Source organism: Paucilactobacillus oligofermentans DSM 15707 = LMG 22743, assembly GCF_001434315.1.
GTDB lineage: Bacteria > Bacillota > Bacilli > Lactobacillales > Lactobacillaceae > Paucilactobacillus > Paucilactobacillus oligofermentans.
In genome coordinates this window covers 204980-223513 of record NZ_AZFE01000032.1, presented here as the reverse complement: position 1 = coordinate 223513, position 18534 = coordinate 204980, and the positions used below count along the sequence as shown (strand labels likewise).

The following is an 18534-nucleotide window of genomic DNA, read 5'->3' as shown; positions in this document are numbered from 1 at the left end:
GTATTCTACTCCTCAAAATGTTGATCATAGATTTGTGGGAAATCTTCATAAATATCAGATAACTTAATTGTATCTTCTTTACCAGTCACCATTGACTTAAAGTTAACTGTTCCGGCATCAAGCTCGTTTTGTCCCAGTGTCATCACGAAACTTGCCTTTTCACGATCTGCACTCTTAAATTGCGCTTTTGGTTTGCGATCAAGAAAATCACGATCAGCTGAAAAACCAAATCCGCGGATTGCTTGAACTAATTTTAAGGTTTCATGACTAGTTTCATCACCGATTCCAACTACATAAACATCTAAATCATTCGCCGTTGGCATTTCAATACCTTCACTATCAAGCAATAAGATTAGACGTTCCAAACCGATTCCAAAACCAACGCCAGAAACATCTGCTGGCCCACCAAATTCTTTAACCAAGCCACTATAACGACCACCACCACAAACAGTAGTATAGCCTTTACCAAACGCTTCTGATTCAATCATGATTTCAAAGATCGTGTGGTTATAATAATCCAAACCACGAACCATTGTTTCATCAATTTCAAAATCAATCTTCAGCTCTGTCAGTAATGCTTTAACTTCAGTAAAGTGGGCTTGTGCTGATTCAGTTAAATAATCCAAAATCGATGGTGCGTCTTCAACAAATTGTTGATCTTTTGGATCTTTACTATCTAACACTCGTAACGGATTCTTTTCTAGTCGTTCCTTTGAATCATCACTTAATTCATCATAATGTGGTTTTAAGTAATCAATTAAGGCTTGACGATAATTTTCCCGACTTTCAGCATCCCCTAATGAATTAATGGCCACCCGTAATCCAGTTAACCCTAAAGTTTCAAAAAATTGGGTTGCCATTGCAATTACTTCAACATCTAATGCTGGACTATCACTACCAAAGGCTTCAACCCCAACTTGATGAAATTGACGTTGACGGCCAGATTGAGGCCGTTCATATCTAAACATTGGACCAATATAGAAAGCTTTATATGGTTTAGCAAATTCTGGACCATAAAGTTTATTTTCAACATATGCACGAACTACCCCAGCCGTTCCTTCAGGGCGAAGTGCGATATGTCGATCACCTTTATCATGAAAATCATACATTTCTTTTGTAACTACATCTGAGGTATCTCCAGCAGATCTAGCGAACACATCAAAGCTTTCAAACAACGGTGTTCTAATTTCGTTATATCGATAATCGCCAAACAATAAACGAGCAGTTTCTTCAACAAAATGCCACGCTTCCGATTGTCCGGGTAAAATATCAGCAGTTCCTTTAGGACGTTGATAACGCATATACGATTTTCCTCCTTATTCATCCGTGATGTTACCTGAAAACGAATAAAAAACACCCCTGTAAAATATACAAGGGTGCTTTATTTGCACGGTACCACCTTAGAGTCACTATTTAATAACGTCTCGCAACGGGAATTTCTTCCAACCTCCAAAGTGTCAACGCAGTCATTTGAATGTAAAGCTCTCACCTATGCTTTACTCTCTTAAAATCAACTGAACCGTGCCTTCTTTATCATCGGCATTTCATATTTAACTTACTGTATAAGAATACTCAAACTACCTTATAAAGTCAATATGGTTTCACTTTTTCAGGTTGAATTTGTGAATTGACTTTTCTATTGTATAATATATTTTATAAAATTATCTCAGTTATATTTACTAATATTGTCTGAACCTTTGGCAGATAACCTTGATTTCGTGAAATAATACCCATACACTAATCAAATACTATTAAATGTAACGCCTTAAGGAGCACCACTTAAATGAAGAATTATCGTCCTACTAAACGACAACTCATCCTGACAATCGCTTTTATCATTGTCGCAATTGGCTTAGTCTTTACCCTAACGCGACAAAAAACGGTAGTTGTTAGCGTTGAAAATGTTAACGTCCGTTCTGGCCCTGGTTTAAAATACCAATCGCTTGAAAAAGTTAATAAAAAAACACGTTTTAACGTGCTTGAAGAAAAAAACAACTGGTATAAAGTTCGGATTAATGATCACAAATTTGGCTGGGTTGCTAGCTGGCTAGTCAATCGTGCTGATAATCTAAAAAAAGCCTCCAATCTATCCGAAGCGACAATTGTCATTGATGCTGGTCATGGTGGATCTGACTCGGGTGCTGAATATAAAAATAGTACCAAAGAAAAATATATGGAAAAAACCTATACCCTTCAAATGGCAAAAGCGGTCGCCACTCAGTTACGTGCACAAGGCGCCCATGTCATTATGATTCGTGATACCGATAAGTACGTTAGCCTCAAAAAAATAGCGGCAACTTCTGATAAAGTTTCCGCCGATGCCTTTATAAGTTTTCATTTTGATTCTTCACCTAAACGAAATACTGCCAGTGGCTTAACCACTTATTACTATTATAGTGGCGCTTCAAAACAATTAGCTAAAGCCTTAAATAGCCAATTTGATGGTTTATCATTGACCAATCGTGGGGTCCAACTTGGCGATTTCTACGTAATTCGTTATAATTCCCGGCCTGCTGTTCTTTGTGAAATGGGTTATATTAACGAAACTAAGGATTTCAAAAAAATTAAAAGCAAAGCCTATCAAGTTAAAGTGGCTACCAAAGTAGTCAAAGGACTTAAAATCTATTTCAATAACTAAGTATTACCATTATGGTAATACTTTTTTATTTTGTAACTGGGTGTTATCATGAGCTTGTTTTGCAAGACATAAATTATTGAAGGTGATTTTATGAATCAAGAATGGATAACTCAATTACCCATTAAAAATATTATTAATTACCATTCCGTCATTGGTGGTGACATCAATGAGGCTTATAAAATTAATACTGTTGATCATGCATACTTTTTGAAAGTTCAGCCACAAAAAAAGGCTGAATATTTTGATCATGAACGTGCCGGACTAGAAGAACTGGGTAAAGTTATTAATACCCCTCACCCAAAAGCACAGGGACAAATTAATGGTGATGCGTATTTACTTCTCAATTGGATTGATTCCGGTAGTGGCCTTCAATCTGATTTAGGTGCTGCTGTAGCAAAAATGCACTTAGTTCATAATAATAAATTTGGCTTTGCTTTTAATCATCAATCAAAGGTGATTACAAAAAATAATCACTGGCAGACATCTTGGCTTAAATTTTACAGTGAACAGCGGTTAGATATGATTGCCCAATTAGCTAAGGAAAAACACGTTTGGAGCGATGACCGGCAAGCCGGATTTGACCGAATGAGATTGGCTTTCATTGATTTCTATTCTTCACATGAAGTTACTCCTAGTCTTCTACATGGTGACTTATGGTCTGGCAACTACCTGTTTTCAGCTGATGGTACGCCCACTTTAATTGACCCTGATGCACTTTATGGTGATCGTGAATATGATTTAGCTATGACCACTATTTTCGGGGGCTTTGACCAATCTTTTTATGATGCCTATAATCAAATTTACCCATTGGATGCTGGCTTTGAAGACCGACTACCCTGGTACCAATTTTATTATTTAGGCTTCCATCTAATTTTATTCGGTGAAACTTATGGTGGTTCAGTTGATCGAATATTAAATAAATTTTAAAACACTATCAAAAAAGGTACTTTAACAGTAATTTTTAAACTGTTAAAATACCTTTTTACTTAATTAATTTTTCAATTTCAGACATCGAGTGTACTCGATATTCTGGATTACTTTGTGGATTAATTAGATCATCAGGATCAAACAGAATCCCTGCAATTCCAGCATTATGACCGGCATTTACATCCATATCTCGATCACCAACCATAACTGCATCTGAACGTGGTACCAAATTTGTATCAATTAAATGATTTAGTGAAGTTGGGTCTGGCTTCTTAGGGAAAGAATCATCCGCCGTCACAAAATCACTAAACAGATTGAGTAATCCATCTGTTTTCATAAAATCCAAGGCGGTTTGATTACGATGTGTTAGTAAATAATTTTTGCCACCACGAGCTACCACCGTTTCTAATGCTGATTTAGTGCCTGTAAACATCGCTGGATGGGTATATTGTTTTTCGATGGGATAATAAATAGCTTCCATGGCATTCACGTCAAGATCATTTTCTTGAGCAAAAATGGCAAATGCGTTGCCTAATGTATCTTGTCGCATAATTTCATAACTGCGTCGCCGCTCACTGGGCACCTTAAAATGTACTAACATTTGATCAAAAGATTCCACCATTTGTGGATAAGTATCATATAAAGTCCCATCTAAATCCCAAAAGAAATTTTGATACATTTTACTTTCTCCCTTCCATCAGCAAACCCAGATTTCCTTATTTTTCATACCAAATTGTGGTTGGTCCATCATTCTCAAGTTCAACTTGCATTTCGGCTCCAAAATGACCAGTTTCAACATGAACTCCTGCTGCCCGTAGTTTGTCATTAAATTGTTGATATAGTGGTTCAGCTAATTCAGGTCCTGCCGCATTCGAAAATCCAGGTCGATTACCTTTTTTAGTATCTGCATACAACGTAAATTGAGAAATTGATAAAATTTCACCATCAACATCCTTCAGTGCCAAATTCATCTTGCCCTCTTCATCTTCAAAGATTCGGACATTAACAATTTTCCGGACTAAATAGTCTAAGTTAGCTTCCGTATCATCAGGAGCAATCCCGACTAATAGCGTATAACCTTTTTGAATTGATCCCACCACTTCACCAGCAATCGTCACTTTAGCATGGTTAACTTTTTGTAATAAAACGCGCATTGTATTCCTCCTAGTGAAATATTATCGTTAAGCAGAAACATCTCATGTAAGCAAGTTCACTCACACAAGATGTTTTCTAATACCGTTATTAATGAATTGCTCGCTTAATGACGTAAACGTCAGGAACATTCTTTAAGTTGTCCATAATTCGTTGCAGATGTTCTTTATTTCGAACTCCAAATGAAGCACTAATGGTCACCATTTTATCGTGATCAACTTTACCATTAACTGAATTCAAATACTTAGTTGCATTGTTAATCGTTTTTAGTACGTCATTTAATAAACCATTCCGATTATATCCTTGAACTTCAAGATCCGCACTATAATTTCCGTTTTCACCATCAGGATTTTCCCATGAAACTGCAATTAAACGTTCACCATCTTGTTCAGCAGCCTTGATGTTAGGACAATCAACTCGATGGACCGAAACCCCACGTCCTTTAGTAATATATCCCTGAATTTCATCTCCTGGAATTGGACTACAACAATGGCTCAAACGTACCAATAAATTATCGACACCTTCAATAACTACGCCGCCTTGAGCAGTTTGTTTCTTCTTTTCAACGTGTGATACTTCTTTTTCATCAGATAACGTTTTATGATCTTCCAACAATTCTTTTTCAGCTTGTCGTTGCCGATCTGTTTCCATCTTTTCACGTACATCTTGTGAAAAACGATTTGCAATCCCTTTTTGTTGAACATCCCCAAACCCAATAGCCGCGAACATATCATCACTTGAACTGTAACGTAATTTAGCGGAAATTTCACTAGCTTTATCAGCCGTAAAAATATCCTTGGGTTTGAACCCATCATCAATTAATTGCTGCTTAACTAGCTCTTTACCATTAACAACATTCTTTTCTCGATCAGCTAACCGGAAGAACTGTTTAATTTTATTCCGAGCCCGACGCGTATAAACTAAATTAGGCCAATCACGACTAGGACCGGATGATGATTGTGAAGTTAAAATATCAACAATATCACCCGTTTGGATTTCATAATCAAGTGGTACAATCTTGCCATTTACTTTCGCACCAGTTGTCTTATTACCCACTTCGGTATGAATTGTGTAAGCCATGTCTAATGGGCCAGCCCCTTTAGGCAACTCAAATACATCCCCTTTGGGCGTAAATGCATAAACACGATCAGTAAAGATATCGCCTTGCACACCTTGCATAAATTCATCAGCATTTGAGGTTTCGCTTTGAAGCTCCAAAATTTCTTTAAAAATATTGAGACGCTTATCCGAATCCTTCGAATTAATACCAGCTGTTTTACCTTCTTTGTATGCCCAATGAGCCGCAACCCCAAATTCAGCCACTTCATGCATTTCATGAGTTCGAATCTGAACTTCCAACGGACGACCTTCTGGACCAACTACCGTTGTATGCAATGATTGATAACCATTGACTTTAGGCATTGCAATATAATCTTTAAATCGACCTGGCATTGGTGTCCAACGCGTATGGATTGCCCCCAAAACTGCATAACAATCTTTAATTGAATCAACTACCACACGAATCGCCAATAAGTCATAAATTTGACTAAACTGTTTATGTTGCGAAACCATCTTCCAGTAAACTGAATAAATATGTTTTGGACGACCATAAATTTTAGTTCCTGGTCCTAAATCTAAATCTGAAATAGCAGTATTAATTTCGGAAATCGCACTCTCAATATAATCAATTCGTTGATCACGACGCGAATTCATTAAATGAACAATGCGATAATATTGCTGTGGATTTAAATAACGTAAGGCTAAATCTTCTAATTCCCATTTAATTGTGCTGATACCTAAACGATCAGCGATTGGTGCATAAATTTCTAAAGTTTCATTTGCAATACGCCGTTGTTTCTCAGGACGAAGATGTTGTAAAGTACGCATATTATGTAAACGATCAGCGAGCTTAACAATCATCACTCGAATATCTTTTGACATTGATAACAATAATTTACGGTGATTTTCAGTCATCTGTTCCTTAGTTGACTTATATTTAATCTTACTAAGTTTGGTATCACCATCAACGATTAAGGCAACATCATCGCCAAATAAAATTCGGATATCTTCAATTGTTACCCCAGTATCTTCAACCAAATCATGCATATATCCTGATGCTACGGTCTCTGGGTCCATATGTAAATTAGCTAAAATTCCAGCCACTTGAATAGGGTGAATAATATAAGGTTCACCCGATTGTCGTACCTGTCCATTGTGTGCAGTCTCAGCAAAATGATGAGCACGTTCAACTATCTCAACGTGTTCAGGATTCATATACGTTTTTACAATTCTTATGACATCTGCGTGTGTCATGTTTTGTCCATGTCCCATATGCCACCAACTAGCTTTCATTATTATCAATGTAAATTTATATAATTATACCTTTTTAACGGTAAAATGTGAACTTCTATGAATGATTTTTGATTTTTACCCGTTTTATACAAAAAAAGCCCCTTAATTTGGGCTTCAATTATTCTTCTTTTGAACGACTCATCGACCAACTTAGGTACGAAATTAATAGATAAATTGGGCCAAAATAAAACATATATTTAGGTAACACTAAATATGACATAATGAAAAAAATCACCGGAAAAATAAAAACTTGCAACCCATTACTTTGATGTTTTTGTATCCAAATCCCAATGACTGCTGAATAGATAAAATTTAACAACATTAAAATAATCGGTACGCCAATTAAACGCACTTTTATTACCGGAACATACTCAACCATTAACGGTGTAATAATTCCCATCAAAACAGCATGCGTAATAATCACAAGGTCAAAGTTTCCTAAATTAACTGATAATTTCTTTAATGATAATTTTTTCATAACTAATTAATTCTCCAATTCAAAATGATACGAAATGGCAGATAACATATATAATGGTGCCGTTTCAGTTCTTAAGATTCGTGGCCCAAGACCAGCTGGAACCACTTGATGTTGTTGCATTAACGCAATTTCGTCAGTGGCAAGCCCGCCCTCTGAACCAAAAATGGTTAACAGTGTATCCCCATACTTTAGTTCATTTAATGATTGCACTAATTGTGACTGTTCACCATTCTTAGCCGATTCTTCCCACGCGACGATTTTAACTTCCGCAGTTTCACTTGCTAGTAATTCATTAATATTGTTGTAGTATACAACTTCAGGTATTACTTGACGATGAGACTGTTCAGCTGCTCCAGATGCGATCTTTTGTAATCGTTCAATTTTACGACTTTGCTTTGCCGGTGCCCACTTGGCCACGGAACGTTTTGAATCAAAAAAGGCAATTTTAGTTGCACCTAATTCCGTTGCCTTTTGCGTAATTAATTCAGCTTTATCACCCTTAGGTAATCCAGCAGCAATCACAACCTTAACTGGCAACTCAACGTTAACATCCAATTGTTGATCAATTATAGCAAAAGTTAATAACCCTTCAATTCGTGTCACGTGGGCTAAGTAGACTTGCTTATCAGCTAAGACAATCTCAAACTTCGTCCCTGCTTCTGCTCGTAAAACCGTCGTTAAATGATGCGCAATATCCTTAGGTAATTCTAATTCATCATCGGTCTTGGTTACTTTGGTTAAAAAATATCGTTGCATATTATTGTCCTTTAATTGTCATTAATCTTCATCTGGTAATGGCTTAATTGCTATAATGCCATACCAATCTTTAATCCTTAACGTTTCACGAACTTCAAATCCATTATCTACTAATGTCTGATAAATAAGTTCAAATTTATCGGCAATAATCCCTGACGTTAGGAACTTTCCGCCTGGTTTTAAATTTTCAAATGCTTGTGGCACTAGTGGCACAATAATTTCAGCTAAGATATTAGCCACAATCAAATCAACTTGTGTATGAATCCCATCCAATAAACTATTGGCGCCAATTTTAATTGGGGCAGCTTCTGGATTAAGCTTGATATTTTCAAGTGCCGAGTCAACTGCAATTTGGTCTAAATCATACGCTTGAACCTCACCGGCCCCTAATAAACGAGCGGCAATACTGAGTACCCCGGAACCAGTTCCAACATCAATCATTGATTCCCCACCACGAATTTCCATTTCTAATGCTTGCAACATTAAAGTGGTGGTGGGATGAGTTCCAGTTCCAAATGCCATCCCTGGATCCAAACGGATTAATTTTTCATTCGGTTGTTGCGGCTGATATTCAATCCATTCTGGCACCACCGTTAAATCATGAGTAATGCGAACTGGTTGATAATACTTTTCCCATGCAGTTGCCCAATCTTCATCGTCAACAGGTACCGCGATAACTTTTCCGACCCCAGGATTAAGTCCAAATTCACGTAATTGATTAACTCGCTGTTGAATAATTGGTAAAATTTCGGGGACAAACACGTTTTGTGGAAAGTATGCCGTTACTTGAGCACCGCTAGTTAAATGGGGAATTGACTCCGCTTCAGCAATTACACCAAAACCCATTTTTTCTAAATGATCAAAATCTTTTGAATCTTCAATTTTAACACCTGTAGCACCAGAATCATCCAAAATATAACTTACCGCTTCAACGGCTTCACTTTCAGTAATGACTGTAACTTGTGTCCATTCCATGTTGTACACCCTTTTTCTTAAGTTTAACTATGATATTATCCTATAAATTTATGAATAATACTTGAATATACTAAATTTTAATTAACTCACGGTTGATAATCAAGCTTAATCATTAATTACTAACTAAAAAAACACCTAATCTGCTTTCGCAAAATTAGATGTTTATTATTTAGTCTGGTTTTGATCGTCATCATCAATAAAATCTTCGGTGCTGTCTTCAGCCGCTTGTGAATGCCCCACATTCTTCAAGATGTTCGACTGTAAATGACTCTCAAGGTAATCAACCAATCCCGCTTCAGTCTTAAAAATACGTGGTCGATGTTGTTTATGCAAACGCAAATCAATTTCGTTAATTTTTAGACGTCCAGTCCATGAGTGGGAATATCGGATGATTACCCGATTATTCAATTCATGTTTACCAAATTTAAAAACATAAACATGTTGTGTAATCATCATTGGGCGAATGTATTCTTTACGATATTGAATATCATTCTTTCGCATAAATTCTTTTGTTTTTTCTAACACGGTAATCACCTCCCAGTAAATTAATTCTTATAACTATAAGTTATCATATTACTTGAATTGTTGCCCGTTGTAAACCTTTTTAAGTGTTAAATGTATTATCAATTTCTTATTTTAAGGTCATTGGTTGGCAATCTTAAATTAAAATTGCGACTTTTGACCTTTTACTACCAATTAAGCTAAAATGGAAAACATTGAACCGTATAAAATAATGAACTGAGGATCTCCGATGGCTCTAAAGCAGCGACTTAAATCAAATATTTATTTACAATACCTACTAGTTTTCGTAATCTTAGCCGGATTCATTTTTACAATCGTTCCTTTAACGGGATCAACCTTAATTTGGAATTCCGATGGGATTACCCAACATTATCCAGCCTTAGTTTACTGGCAAAAAATGTTAAAAGGATTAATTTTTAATCATCAAATGTGGAGTCAATGGGATTGGAATGTTGGTTTAGGGACGGATACAATCCAAACCTTTTCTTACTATGTCATGGGTGATATTTTCACTTATCCTTCAATCTTATTTAGCCAGGATCAAATGGTTGCCTATTATTCAATTATGGTGGTTGTTCGTTTATTTTTAATTGGCCTGTCGTTTACCTTTGTTGCAAAACGTTTAATTCCTAATTCAAAGCACCTTGCCATTTTAGTAGGTGCAATCATCTATACTTTTTCTGGCTACACTGCTTATGTCACATTTGCTCATCCATTTTTTCTTAACCCACTAATCATTTTACCTCTATTAGTCCTTGGGTTATACAGTGCACTGGATCATCAACGATACTTGTTACTAATCATTTCTGTTGCTTGGGCATTATTTAATAATTTTTATCTTGGTACCATGTTAGCCATCGGTATGATGATTTATTGGCTAATTTTATTAATTACGACCCAAAAATATCGTCAATTTGTTTTAAATTTAAAATTAATTGGTTCTGTAATTTTAGGCGCCGCGCTTAGTGCAATCCTCTTACTACCATCAATGAATCAATTACTCAGCTCGGCTAGAGCTACTAGTAAGATTGCGAATGGACTTACGTTTTATCCGTATTCTTATTACTTCACCCTCCCTGGATTATCGATTAGTAATGCTAATCGTCCTTACTGGGTAACTGGTGGCATTATGACGCTTGGAATTATCGCGATTATTTGGTCATTACGCCGATTCAAACAACATTTTGCACTTAATGTAACCCTAGTCACTGGCGGTATTATTCTTTTATTTCCTACCCTCGCTGCTTTAATGAATGGTGGCTCATCACCTTCTAATCGTTGGTCACAAATGTTATTACTACCAATTGCTCTCGCCGCTGTTCACATGATTAATGAATTAGATTCACTTCATCGTCGTGATTACTACTGGTTCACTGGCTATGGAATCATCGCTGTCATTAGTTTGTTTATGGCTGATAATTTTGCTTTTACTTATGATTTAGGTGGCGTTGCTGCAATCTACTTTGTCACTATTTTTATTCTCCTATTTAGTAAACTACCTATCAATTTTAACCATAAAGCCCAATTAATTTCTGCTTCATTACTCATTTTAGTTAGTTTTAATGCCATTGTGATTATGCGTGATCGTCATGCTAATCAATATTCAATTGATGATACCATGTTAGTTTCATCAACTCAGGCTCATGAATTGACCAACTCACAGCAATCATTTGCAGATTCAATTGCTGAAACTAAAACCACTGGTCGTTCCTCAATTGATAATCAATTATCAAACCTAACCGGTGATTCGCCTGCTGATAACTTAGCTATTCTGGCGCAAACATTTAATATTAACAGTTACTGGTCATTACAAAATAAGTATCTTAATGACCTCAGTAAGTCATTAGAAAATAATACTAATAGTGCTAATGATGCGATTAATAATGCCGACTATCGCACGACGTTCTTACACTTAATTGGGGTTTCAAATGTATTCTTAGCTGCTGATAATAAAGTACAACCAGCAAACTACCAAAGCACTTCAAATATCACTAATGGCCAACGATTGTATAATACAACTACTACAATGCCGTTAATTTATAAATCAACTGGTACCATGTCAAATACCGCCTTTAACAAACTTTCACCCACCAAACGTGAAGTTGCATTAATTAATAATGCCGTCTACAAACAAGCTAAAAATAAAATTGCCACGGCCCTATTAAATAAGGTTCAAAAATTAAAATTCTTTGCCCTTCCACAATCATTGGCTACGACGCAACACGTTAAAATTAGTCTGCCAACTTCTGAATATACGCCAACCGCTTATTCAATTAAGATTCCGGAATCAGTCAAAGGTTATGAATTACATGTGCGTTTAACCAATATTAAGTACACACCTGGAACGCTCACGAATCGTTATGATAGCGCCTTAAATAACTACATTGATAAACATAATCAACAAATCATGTACGAAAATAATGATTCCAACAGTCGTTATAATACTGATTTATACAAACTAGGTTGGTTACGTCAGAATCTATTCAACGTTTCTCCCACGACTGGTGCAACTGGTGCTTTCACAATTGCAGCCACTTATGGAAAAACCACTAATACCTTTAATCAAGTTGGTAGTGAGAACCTCTCATTTTACAATCCACGGACTTCAACCACCCTTAATATGGGAAATATTTCAACTAAAACAGATACGTTTAGTCTCCATATGAGTAATCCCGGCACCTATGAATTTGACGTTGAACTAGAAGCCGTTCCAACTGGAACAAGTCTTGATACCGCAATCAAAGCTAACCATGCTGCTAAAAATATTAAAATGGATAATGATGTGGTTACGGCTACTTATCATTCCAATTCAAATACGGTCTTAGCCACTACAATCCCATACTCATCTGGATGGAAATTAACTGGATATCAGGGTAAACTACCTGTAGTTAATAAAGGATTCATTGGTATCCCGGTTAAAACTGGTAACAATCAGATTAAATTAACCTATTCAACTCCGTATGCTAAACTTGGAATTATCATTAGCTTACTTGCAGCGATCGTTACCTTAATTATTACAATAAGCACTAAAATTAATCCACGTCACCATCGAAAGGACAATTAACAATGGAACTCACAGTTATTATCTTAGCCGCCATAATCGGTATTGAGCATGTCGGTATGATGTACTTAGAAATGTTTGCTAAACCAACCCTTCAAGCCAAATCATTTGATATGGATCTTGAATTTATTCAACAACCCGCCGCTCAAATCGCCCTTAAGAATCAAGGAATCTATAACGGTGCCCTTGGGGTAATGTTGCTTGTCAGCCTCATCGTGTTCGTGGGCGACGTTAAATTTGGCATCATTGAACTAATTATGATGTTCATTGCCGTCGTTGGTTGCTACGGTGGTGTCACCGCCACTAAAAAAATATTCTACGTGCAAATGGCTCCTGCTTTAATTACCTTAGCCTTAAGTATGTTAATTTAATTGTTATATACAAAAACACGTCGTTATCGGATTTATTTAATCTGATAACGACGTGTTTTTTGTTTGGATTAATAATAATTAGATCGACAATGCTAACACTCTTTGTTTGATATCGTCTCGAATTTCACGGAATTTAGCTAATACTTCCTGTTCAGTTCCCTGCGCTTGCGCTGGATCAGCTAAGTCCCAATGTAAATGTTTAATTGTAGCTGGAATCACTGGACACTTATCGCGTGCATCACCACATAAAGTGATAATTAAGTTTGAGTGAACAAAATAATCAGCATCAATTAACGTTGATGTTTGTTGACTAATATCAACGCCATCTTCATTCATGACTTTAACTGCAATTGGATTCAATCCATGAGTTTCAATTCCAGCACTCGCTACGATAAAGTCATCACCTAACAACTGACGAGCATATCCTTCAGCCATTTGACTGCGACAAGAGTTCCCCGTACATAAAAAATAGATTTGCGTCATACTTGATTACCTCGTTTAATTGTATAATACAATTAATTTTATTTTTAAATTTATTTGGTTAATAATCGCAAATACGTTGTTATCCATTTATAGTTAAATGCACTGTATTATCAAATTATTGTTATATACAACTATTTTAAATTATTACTATTTTGCTTGTCATCAATAATTGAATCGATGGTTTTCTTCATACTCCAATTATATTGCTGATTTTCTAATAATAACCGTGACAAAATATCAATCGCATATGTAATCGCAAACTGCGAATTAATAAATCGACCTTCTGCTAGCTTAGTACTATCTTCAACATGAATTGTAATTTGACTGGCCTGATTAATTGGGCCAATCATATCACTCGTAATTGAGGCGGTTTTCGCACCACTCTTTTTAGCGTTCATTAATGCTCGATTAACTTCAATTGTCTTACCTGAATTTGAGATGCCAATCACTAAATCATCCCGATTCATAATATTCGAAGTTATTAGCATCATATGACTTTCAGTGGCGGTTACCGTTTGAATTCCCATTCGAATCAACCGTTGCCCAAATTCTTCAGTTGTATAGCCTGAACTGCCTAACCCATAAATAAACACACGCCGACTTTCAGCAATCCACTTTACCAATTTTTCAATATCAACTTGGTTCATTTTTTCTTGTGTTTGTGTAATAACATGTTGATATAAATGATAGATTTCAACTGAAGTTTGCTTTTCTTCATCAAATTGGCCTTGAACCCCAGTTACAACAACTGGATCTTCAGTATTAACAAATTGCAGACGAAAATCAACAAAATTTTTGCAGCCAATCTTTTTTACAAACCGTGAAATGGTGGATTTACTAACGTCTAATTGACTAGCCAATTCTTCAATTCCCATGGTTCTGATCGCAGCACCCTTTTGAATCGCTGATAAGGCCACTTTTTGTTCCTGAGTAGATAAGAATGAATATTGATTTTTTATATGTTCAACTATCTCCACAAACTTATACCTCTCCATATTTAAATAAAAAGAAGATAATCAATTGATTACCTCCTTTAATTTAACACTAAACATTCAATTTTGTCTGCATCAATAACTTTTAAATGAATTTTTTCTTAGTATCAATAATCATTTTAGCTGCTTCTTTAGCAATAACTTTGTCAGCAGCATTCAATGGTTCCAATGGCAAACGGACTGAACCAAGATCTAAGTCTTCATTAATACGTAGGACTTCTTTAATCATGGCATACATATTACCTTTACCGGCCGTTAATTTTCCAATAATATCATCAACTGCGTATTGTAATTCACGCGCTGTTTCTAAATCTTTATTTTTAAGTAATTCATTCATCTTAAGGAATAATTCAGGCATTGCACCATAAGTTCCACCGATTCCACCAATGGCACCCATTAAGCGACCACTAATGAATTGTTCATCTGGACCATTAAATACTAGGTGATCATCTCCACCAGCTTCATTAAAGATTTGAATATCTTGTACTGGCATTGAAGAATTCTTTACCCCAATAATATTCTTGTTTTTACGCATTTCATCGTAAAGGCCTGGTGTCAAAGCAGCACCAGCTAATTGAGGAATGTTATAAATGACAAAGTCTGTATTCGGTGCACCAGCACTAATGTCATTCCAGTACTTAGCAATTGAATATTCTGGTAATTTGAAATAAATTGGTGGAATTGAAGCAATTGCATCAACTCCTAAGCTTTCAGCATGTTTAGCTAATTCAACACTATCTTTAGTGTTGTTGGCTGCAACGTGCGCAATCACAGTCAATTTACCCTTAGCAACCTTCATAACGTTTTCTAGGACAATCTTACGATCCGCTACACTCAGATAAATACATTCACCTGATGAACCATTAACGTAAACACCTTTAACCCCTTTATCAATATGATACTGAGTCAGTGCTTGCACACGTTCTGGACTAACTTCACCATTTTCATCATAACAAGCATAAAATGCGGGAATAATTCCACTATACTTTTCAAATTTTGCAATTTTTGTCATTATATTTTACCCTCTTTATTTAATTTAAAAACCTTTAGTTGCTTCAACAAATGGTTTGGCAATTAACTGTGGTCGTGTGATGATTGAACCTACAACTACACTATAACACCCAAGTTCTAATGCACGTTTAACTTTAGCTGGTGAATCAATCTTTCCTTCTACCACGACTGGGGCATCAGAAAGTTCAATTACTTTTTTCAAATATTCAAAATCATTATCGGCTACATTCTTACCAGTTGTGTCTGGAGTATATCCATACATTGTGGTTCCAACAATATCAAAGCCTAAGTCATTAGCTTCTTTAACATTAGCTAAACTGGCCGTATCAGCCATTAACAATGTGTCTGGATATTCTTCACGCATGGTAGCAACGATATCAGCTAATTTTTCATTATGTGGCCGTTTCATTCCGGTTACATCACAAGCCACGACTTCAGCACCAGTAGCTGCAATCCCACGCATTTCTTTGATTGTTGGTGTGATATAAATGTCAGAATCATAGTAATCAATCTTATCTAATCCGATAATTGGGAGATCGACAATTCCTTGAATCGCTTGAACATCAACCACAGAATTACATCTAATTGCACTAGCTCCTGCTTCACATGCGGCCTTAGCCATTCGCGACATTATAAACGAGCTATGCAATGGTTCGCCTGATAACGCCTGACATGAGATAATTAGATTTCCTTTGACTTTACTTAAAAAGTTATTTTCCAATTTGTTGCACCTCTTTATTCAGAATCGTTAATAATACGAAAAACATAAATTTAATGAACGTACTGTTGTTACAAATAACAATTTCATTCTATACACTATCCGCTTGCCACTACAATATAATCATTTTTTAGTTTCAGCAATTACTGAAATTGGAAATTATTTTCACTTCTATATATTACTTAAACTCAAACTAATTTACTGTTTGCACCCACGCTATTTACATGCTAAACTCACAACTAGATTTAAAAAAGAAAACGTTTACATTTTCGGATTGGAGTGTTTATAATGAGTTATGCCAATTACTTAGCTTTCGATATTGGTGGCACATCAATTAAATATGGATTAATTGATTCAGACAAGCATCTAACTTACTTGGGCAAGCTAGATACCTTGAAAAATAAAGATAATGCGATTATTAATCAAATTATTAACAAAACAACTGAATTAATTAATCAACATTCAATTTCAGGAATTGGAATTAGTACGGCAGGCATTGTCGACCCACTTCTTGGAAAGATTCTATTCGCTGGCCCAACCATTCCCAATTACCAAGGTACAGAGTTGAAACAAACCTTAGAGGATAAATTCTCATTACCAGTAATGGTAGAAAATGATGTTAATTCCGCCCTCTTAGGTGAAAAGTTAGTTGGTGCAGCACAAGCATATTCTGATATATACTGTGTTGCACTTGGTACTGGCATCGGTGGCGCTCATTATAATCATGGTCGGCTAAGACGTGGTCATTTTGGCCAGGCAAATTCAATTGGTTACTTACAAACTAGTTTGAATGGGACCAAAGATTATGAACAAGCAGCCTCGACCTTATCACTGGAAGCAAAACTAAAAATTTACTTCAATACCAGTGTTCCCGATGCCTTTGAAATTGCTAAAACACATTCTAATCCAGCAATTGAAGATATTATTAATAATTGGATGAAAATGGTGGCTTATGGCATTGTACAAATTATTTTAATTGCTGATCCAGAACTAATTGTCTTGGGTGGTGGCGTTTCACAGCAAGGAGACTTCTTACTGGAACATATTAATCAGTACGTCTCTGAAGCTTTACCTGATCAGTTCTATCAAACCAAGATGGTCATTGCACAAAGTTTTAATGATGCCGCCTTATATGGTGCCGTCTATAATTTTTATCAGATTTAAGTTCTAACCGCTTGCTTTACCTTCAGTAGAAATCATCTATTTGAAATTTCATTCGCTATATATACTAATCGCTGAACTAAATTTTGTCTTTCTGGTTATTAAAGAAAGGCCCTAATTAGTTTGGCGTTTTTTATTGCTAAATTTTAATCATATTCGAAAGGATCTTTCAAAATGAATAAAGTAATGCTCAACACAGCTGTGTTTTTAACCGAAATGAATGATGGTCAATCACAAATCAACTTATTAAAGAACCTAACCCAACCAATTGATGGTTTTGAAGTTCGTGGTGAATTTTTCAAAGACGATAAAGCCGATGAATTACACCAATTAATGACTTTAGCGCAAGAAAAATCATACTCTTTCTACTATTCAATTCCAGAAATCTTATTTACCAATGGCGAACTAAATGAACATCTAGCTGAACATTTTCGAATAGCCAGTGAATATAAAATTGATTCATTGAAGATTAGTCTTGGAGTAGTTAACCTACCAACTCCAGAACAAGTAACCGTCTTAAATAATTTGATTAAAGTCACCGGAGTTAACTTAACGATTGAAAATGAACCCAATCCAAACGGTACCATTGAACATCTTGTAGACGTTTGCCGGACTTTAACTGAGCTTGGATTTTTAGGTGGTTACACCTTTGATGCTGGTAATTGGTACTGGATTAATGAAGATCCAATTGCAGCTATGAATGCACTAGCTAAGTACACTACCGTCTTACATTTAAAAAATATTCATAATCAAGAAACTACCTTATTAGATACCGGTGATACTGATTGGCAAGCTTTATGTGCTAAAGTCACCGATTCAACCCCTATCATTTTAGAATATCAAATTAATCCAGCTGACTTGGCTGATGAGCTCAATAAACTGAAGCAATATCTTAAAGTTAGCTAATTACTCGTTTAACAACTATAAATTTCAAATA

18 protein-coding genes are annotated in these 18534 nt (G+C 35.8%); 6 read left to right on the top strand and 12 right to left on the bottom strand.

Going from position 1 to position 18534, the window contains the following annotated elements; all coding sequences use genetic code 11:
- Positions 1 to 5: 5 nt before the first annotated feature.
- Complete coding sequence (gene hisS, locus FC70_RS08165; protein WP_057890504.1) at positions 6 to 1301, bottom strand: histidine--tRNA ligase; 1296 nt, start codon at positions 1299 to 1301, stop codon at positions 6 to 8.
- Between the two features lie 482 nt (positions 1302 to 1783).
- Here hisS and FC70_RS08160 point away from each other — a divergent pair, with 482 nt between their 5' ends.
- Both FC70_RS08160 and FC70_RS08155 read left to right on the top strand, forming a co-directional pair.
- The gene (locus FC70_RS08160) at positions 1784 to 2638 is read left to right on the top strand and encodes an N-acetylmuramoyl-L-alanine amidase family protein (RefSeq protein WP_057890503.1); all 855 of its coding nucleotides are present in this window, start codon (positions 1784 to 1786) and stop codon (positions 2636 to 2638) included.
- Positions 2639 to 2728: 90 nt separating this feature from the next.
- Positions 2729 to 3565: a fructosamine kinase family protein gene (locus tag FC70_RS08155; RefSeq protein ID WP_057890502.1), complete on the top strand. Its 837-nt coding sequence runs from the start codon at positions 2729 to 2731 to the stop codon at positions 3563 to 3565.
- A gap of 55 nt (positions 3566 to 3620) precedes the next feature.
- Here FC70_RS08155 and FC70_RS08150 read toward each other — a convergent pair whose 3' ends face one another.
- The 7 genes from FC70_RS08150 to FC70_RS08120 form a co-directional block, all read right to left on the bottom strand.
- Positions 3621 to 4244 (bottom strand): HAD-IA family hydrolase, encoded by a 624-nt coding sequence (locus tag FC70_RS08150; protein WP_057890501.1) that lies wholly within the window; start codon positions 4242 to 4244, stop codon positions 3621 to 3623.
- A gap of 37 nt (positions 4245 to 4281) precedes the next feature.
- A complete protein-coding gene (dtd, locus tag FC70_RS08145; RefSeq protein WP_057890500.1) occupies positions 4282 to 4719 on the bottom strand; it encodes a D-aminoacyl-tRNA deacylase in 438 nt (145 codons plus the stop codon).
- Positions 4720 to 4807: 88 nt separating this feature from the next.
- A complete protein-coding gene (locus FC70_RS08140; protein ID WP_057890499.1) occupies positions 4808 to 7048 on the bottom strand; it encodes a RelA/SpoT family protein in 2241 nt (746 codons plus the stop codon).
- Positions 7049 to 7187: 139 nt separating this feature from the next.
- A complete protein-coding gene (locus tag FC70_RS08135; RefSeq protein WP_057890498.1) occupies positions 7188 to 7547 on the bottom strand; it encodes a hypothetical protein in 360 nt (119 codons plus the stop codon).
- Positions 7548 to 7553: 6 nt separating this feature from the next.
- A complete protein-coding gene (locus tag FC70_RS08130; protein WP_057890497.1) occupies positions 7554 to 8303 on the bottom strand; it encodes a 16S rRNA (uracil(1498)-N(3))-methyltransferase in 750 nt (249 codons plus the stop codon).
- Between the two features lie 21 nt (positions 8304 to 8324).
- Positions 8325 to 9278 (bottom strand): 50S ribosomal protein L11 methyltransferase, encoded by a 954-nt coding sequence (prmA, locus tag FC70_RS08125; protein ID WP_057890496.1) that lies wholly within the window; start codon positions 9276 to 9278, stop codon positions 8325 to 8327.
- Between the two features lie 165 nt (positions 9279 to 9443).
- Positions 9444 to 9779 (bottom strand): hypothetical protein, encoded by a 336-nt coding sequence (locus FC70_RS08120; RefSeq protein WP_057890688.1) that lies wholly within the window; start codon positions 9777 to 9779, stop codon positions 9444 to 9446.
- A gap of 250 nt (positions 9780 to 10029) precedes the next feature.
- On the opposite strand from FC70_RS08120, the gene FC70_RS08115 reads away from it, so the two are divergent.
- Positions 10030 to 12864: a YfhO family protein gene (locus FC70_RS08115; protein WP_057890495.1), complete on the top strand. Its 2835-nt coding sequence runs from the start codon at positions 10030 to 10032 to the stop codon at positions 12862 to 12864.
- Between the two features lie 2 nt (positions 12865 to 12866).
- The gene (locus FC70_RS08110) at positions 12867 to 13232 is read left to right on the top strand and encodes a DUF1304 domain-containing protein (RefSeq protein ID WP_057890494.1); all 366 of its coding nucleotides are present in this window, start codon (positions 12867 to 12869) and stop codon (positions 13230 to 13232) included.
- 78 nt (positions 13233 to 13310) lie between these two features.
- Here the strand turns inward: FC70_RS08110 and arsC are convergent, their stop codons facing one another.
- The 4 genes from arsC to FC70_RS08090 all read right to left on the bottom strand — a co-directional run bounded on the left by arsC (position 13311) and on the right by FC70_RS08090 (position 16439).
- Positions 13311 to 13715, bottom strand: a complete 405-nt coding sequence (gene arsC / locus FC70_RS08105) for an arsenate reductase (thioredoxin) (RefSeq protein WP_057890493.1) — start codon at positions 13713 to 13715, stop codon at positions 13311 to 13313.
- A gap of 131 nt (positions 13716 to 13846) precedes the next feature.
- Complete coding sequence (locus tag FC70_RS08100; RefSeq protein WP_057890492.1) at positions 13847 to 14692, bottom strand: MurR/RpiR family transcriptional regulator; 846 nt, start codon at positions 14690 to 14692, stop codon at positions 13847 to 13849.
- 100 nt (positions 14693 to 14792) lie between these two features.
- Positions 14793 to 15719 carry a dihydrodipicolinate synthase family protein gene (locus FC70_RS08095; protein ID WP_420835991.1) on the bottom strand — a complete coding sequence of 309 codons (927 nt, stop codon included), beginning with the start codon at positions 15717 to 15719 and terminating at the stop codon, positions 14793 to 14795.
- A 24-nt stretch (positions 15720 to 15743) separates the two neighbouring features.
- On the bottom strand, positions 15744 to 16439 hold the full coding sequence (locus tag FC70_RS08090) for an N-acetylmannosamine-6-phosphate 2-epimerase (RefSeq protein ID WP_057890491.1): 696 nt from the start codon (positions 16437 to 16439) through the stop codon (positions 15744 to 15746).
- A gap of 285 nt (positions 16440 to 16724) precedes the next feature.
- On the opposite strand from FC70_RS08090, the gene FC70_RS08085 reads away from it, so the two are divergent.
- Together FC70_RS08085 and FC70_RS08080 are read left to right on the top strand one after the other, a co-directional pair.
- On the top strand, positions 16725 to 17600 hold the full coding sequence (locus FC70_RS08085; protein WP_235804096.1) for an ROK family protein: 876 nt from the start codon (positions 16725 to 16727) through the stop codon (positions 17598 to 17600).
- 171 nt (positions 17601 to 17771) lie between these two features.
- Positions 17772 to 18503, top strand: a complete 732-nt coding sequence (locus FC70_RS08080) for a sugar phosphate isomerase/epimerase family protein (protein WP_057890490.1) — start codon at positions 17772 to 17774, stop codon at positions 18501 to 18503.
- Positions 18504 to 18534 lie beyond the last annotated feature (31 nt).

Coding starts and splice junctions, on each gene's coding strand:
- FC70_RS08115 (WP_057890495.1), top strand. CDS start 10,030: ATGGCTCTAAAGCAGCGACTTAAATCAAATATTTATTTACAATACCTA.
- FC70_RS08110 (WP_057890494.1), top strand. CDS start 12,867: ATGGAACTCACAGTTATTATCTTAGCCGCCATAATCGGTATTGAGCAT.
- FC70_RS08095 (WP_420835991.1), bottom strand. CDS start 15,719: ATGACAAAAATTGCAAAATTTGAAAAGTATAGTGGAATTATTCCCGCA.
- FC70_RS08160 (WP_057890503.1), top strand. CDS start 1,784: ATGAAGAATTATCGTCCTACTAAACGACAACTCATCCTGACAATCGCT.
- FC70_RS08150 (WP_057890501.1), bottom strand. CDS start 4,244: ATGTATCAAAATTTCTTTTGGGATTTAGATGGGACTTTATATGATACT.
- dtd (WP_057890500.1), bottom strand. CDS start 4,719: ATGCGCGTTTTATTACAAAAAGTTAACCATGCTAAAGTGACGATTGCT.
- FC70_RS08135 (WP_057890498.1), bottom strand. CDS start 7,547: ATGAAAAAATTATCATTAAAGAAATTATCAGTTAATTTAGGAAACTTT.
- arsC (WP_057890493.1), bottom strand. CDS start 13,715: ATGACGCAAATCTATTTTTTATGTACGGGGAACTCTTGTCGCAGTCAA.
- FC70_RS08120 (WP_057890688.1), bottom strand. CDS start 9,779: ATGCGAAAGAATGATATTCAATATCGTAAAGAATACATTCGCCCAATG.
- FC70_RS08155 (WP_057890502.1), top strand. CDS start 2,729: ATGAATCAAGAATGGATAACTCAATTACCCATTAAAAATATTATTAAT.
- FC70_RS08085 (WP_235804096.1), top strand. CDS start 16,725: ATGAGTTATGCCAATTACTTAGCTTTCGATATTGGTGGCACATCAATT.
- FC70_RS08080 (WP_057890490.1), top strand. CDS start 17,772: ATGAATAAAGTAATGCTCAACACAGCTGTGTTTTTAACCGAAATGAAT.
- hisS (WP_057890504.1), bottom strand. CDS start 1,301: ATGCGTTATCAACGTCCTAAAGGAACTGCTGATATTTTACCCGGACAA.
- FC70_RS08130 (WP_057890497.1), bottom strand. CDS start 8,303: ATGCAACGATATTTTTTAACCAAAGTAACCAAGACCGATGATGAATTA.
- prmA (WP_057890496.1), bottom strand. CDS start 9,278: ATGGAATGGACACAAGTTACAGTCATTACTGAAAGTGAAGCCGTTGAA.
- FC70_RS08140 (WP_057890499.1), bottom strand. CDS start 7,048: ATGGGACATGGACAAAACATGACACACGCAGATGTCATAAGAATTGTA.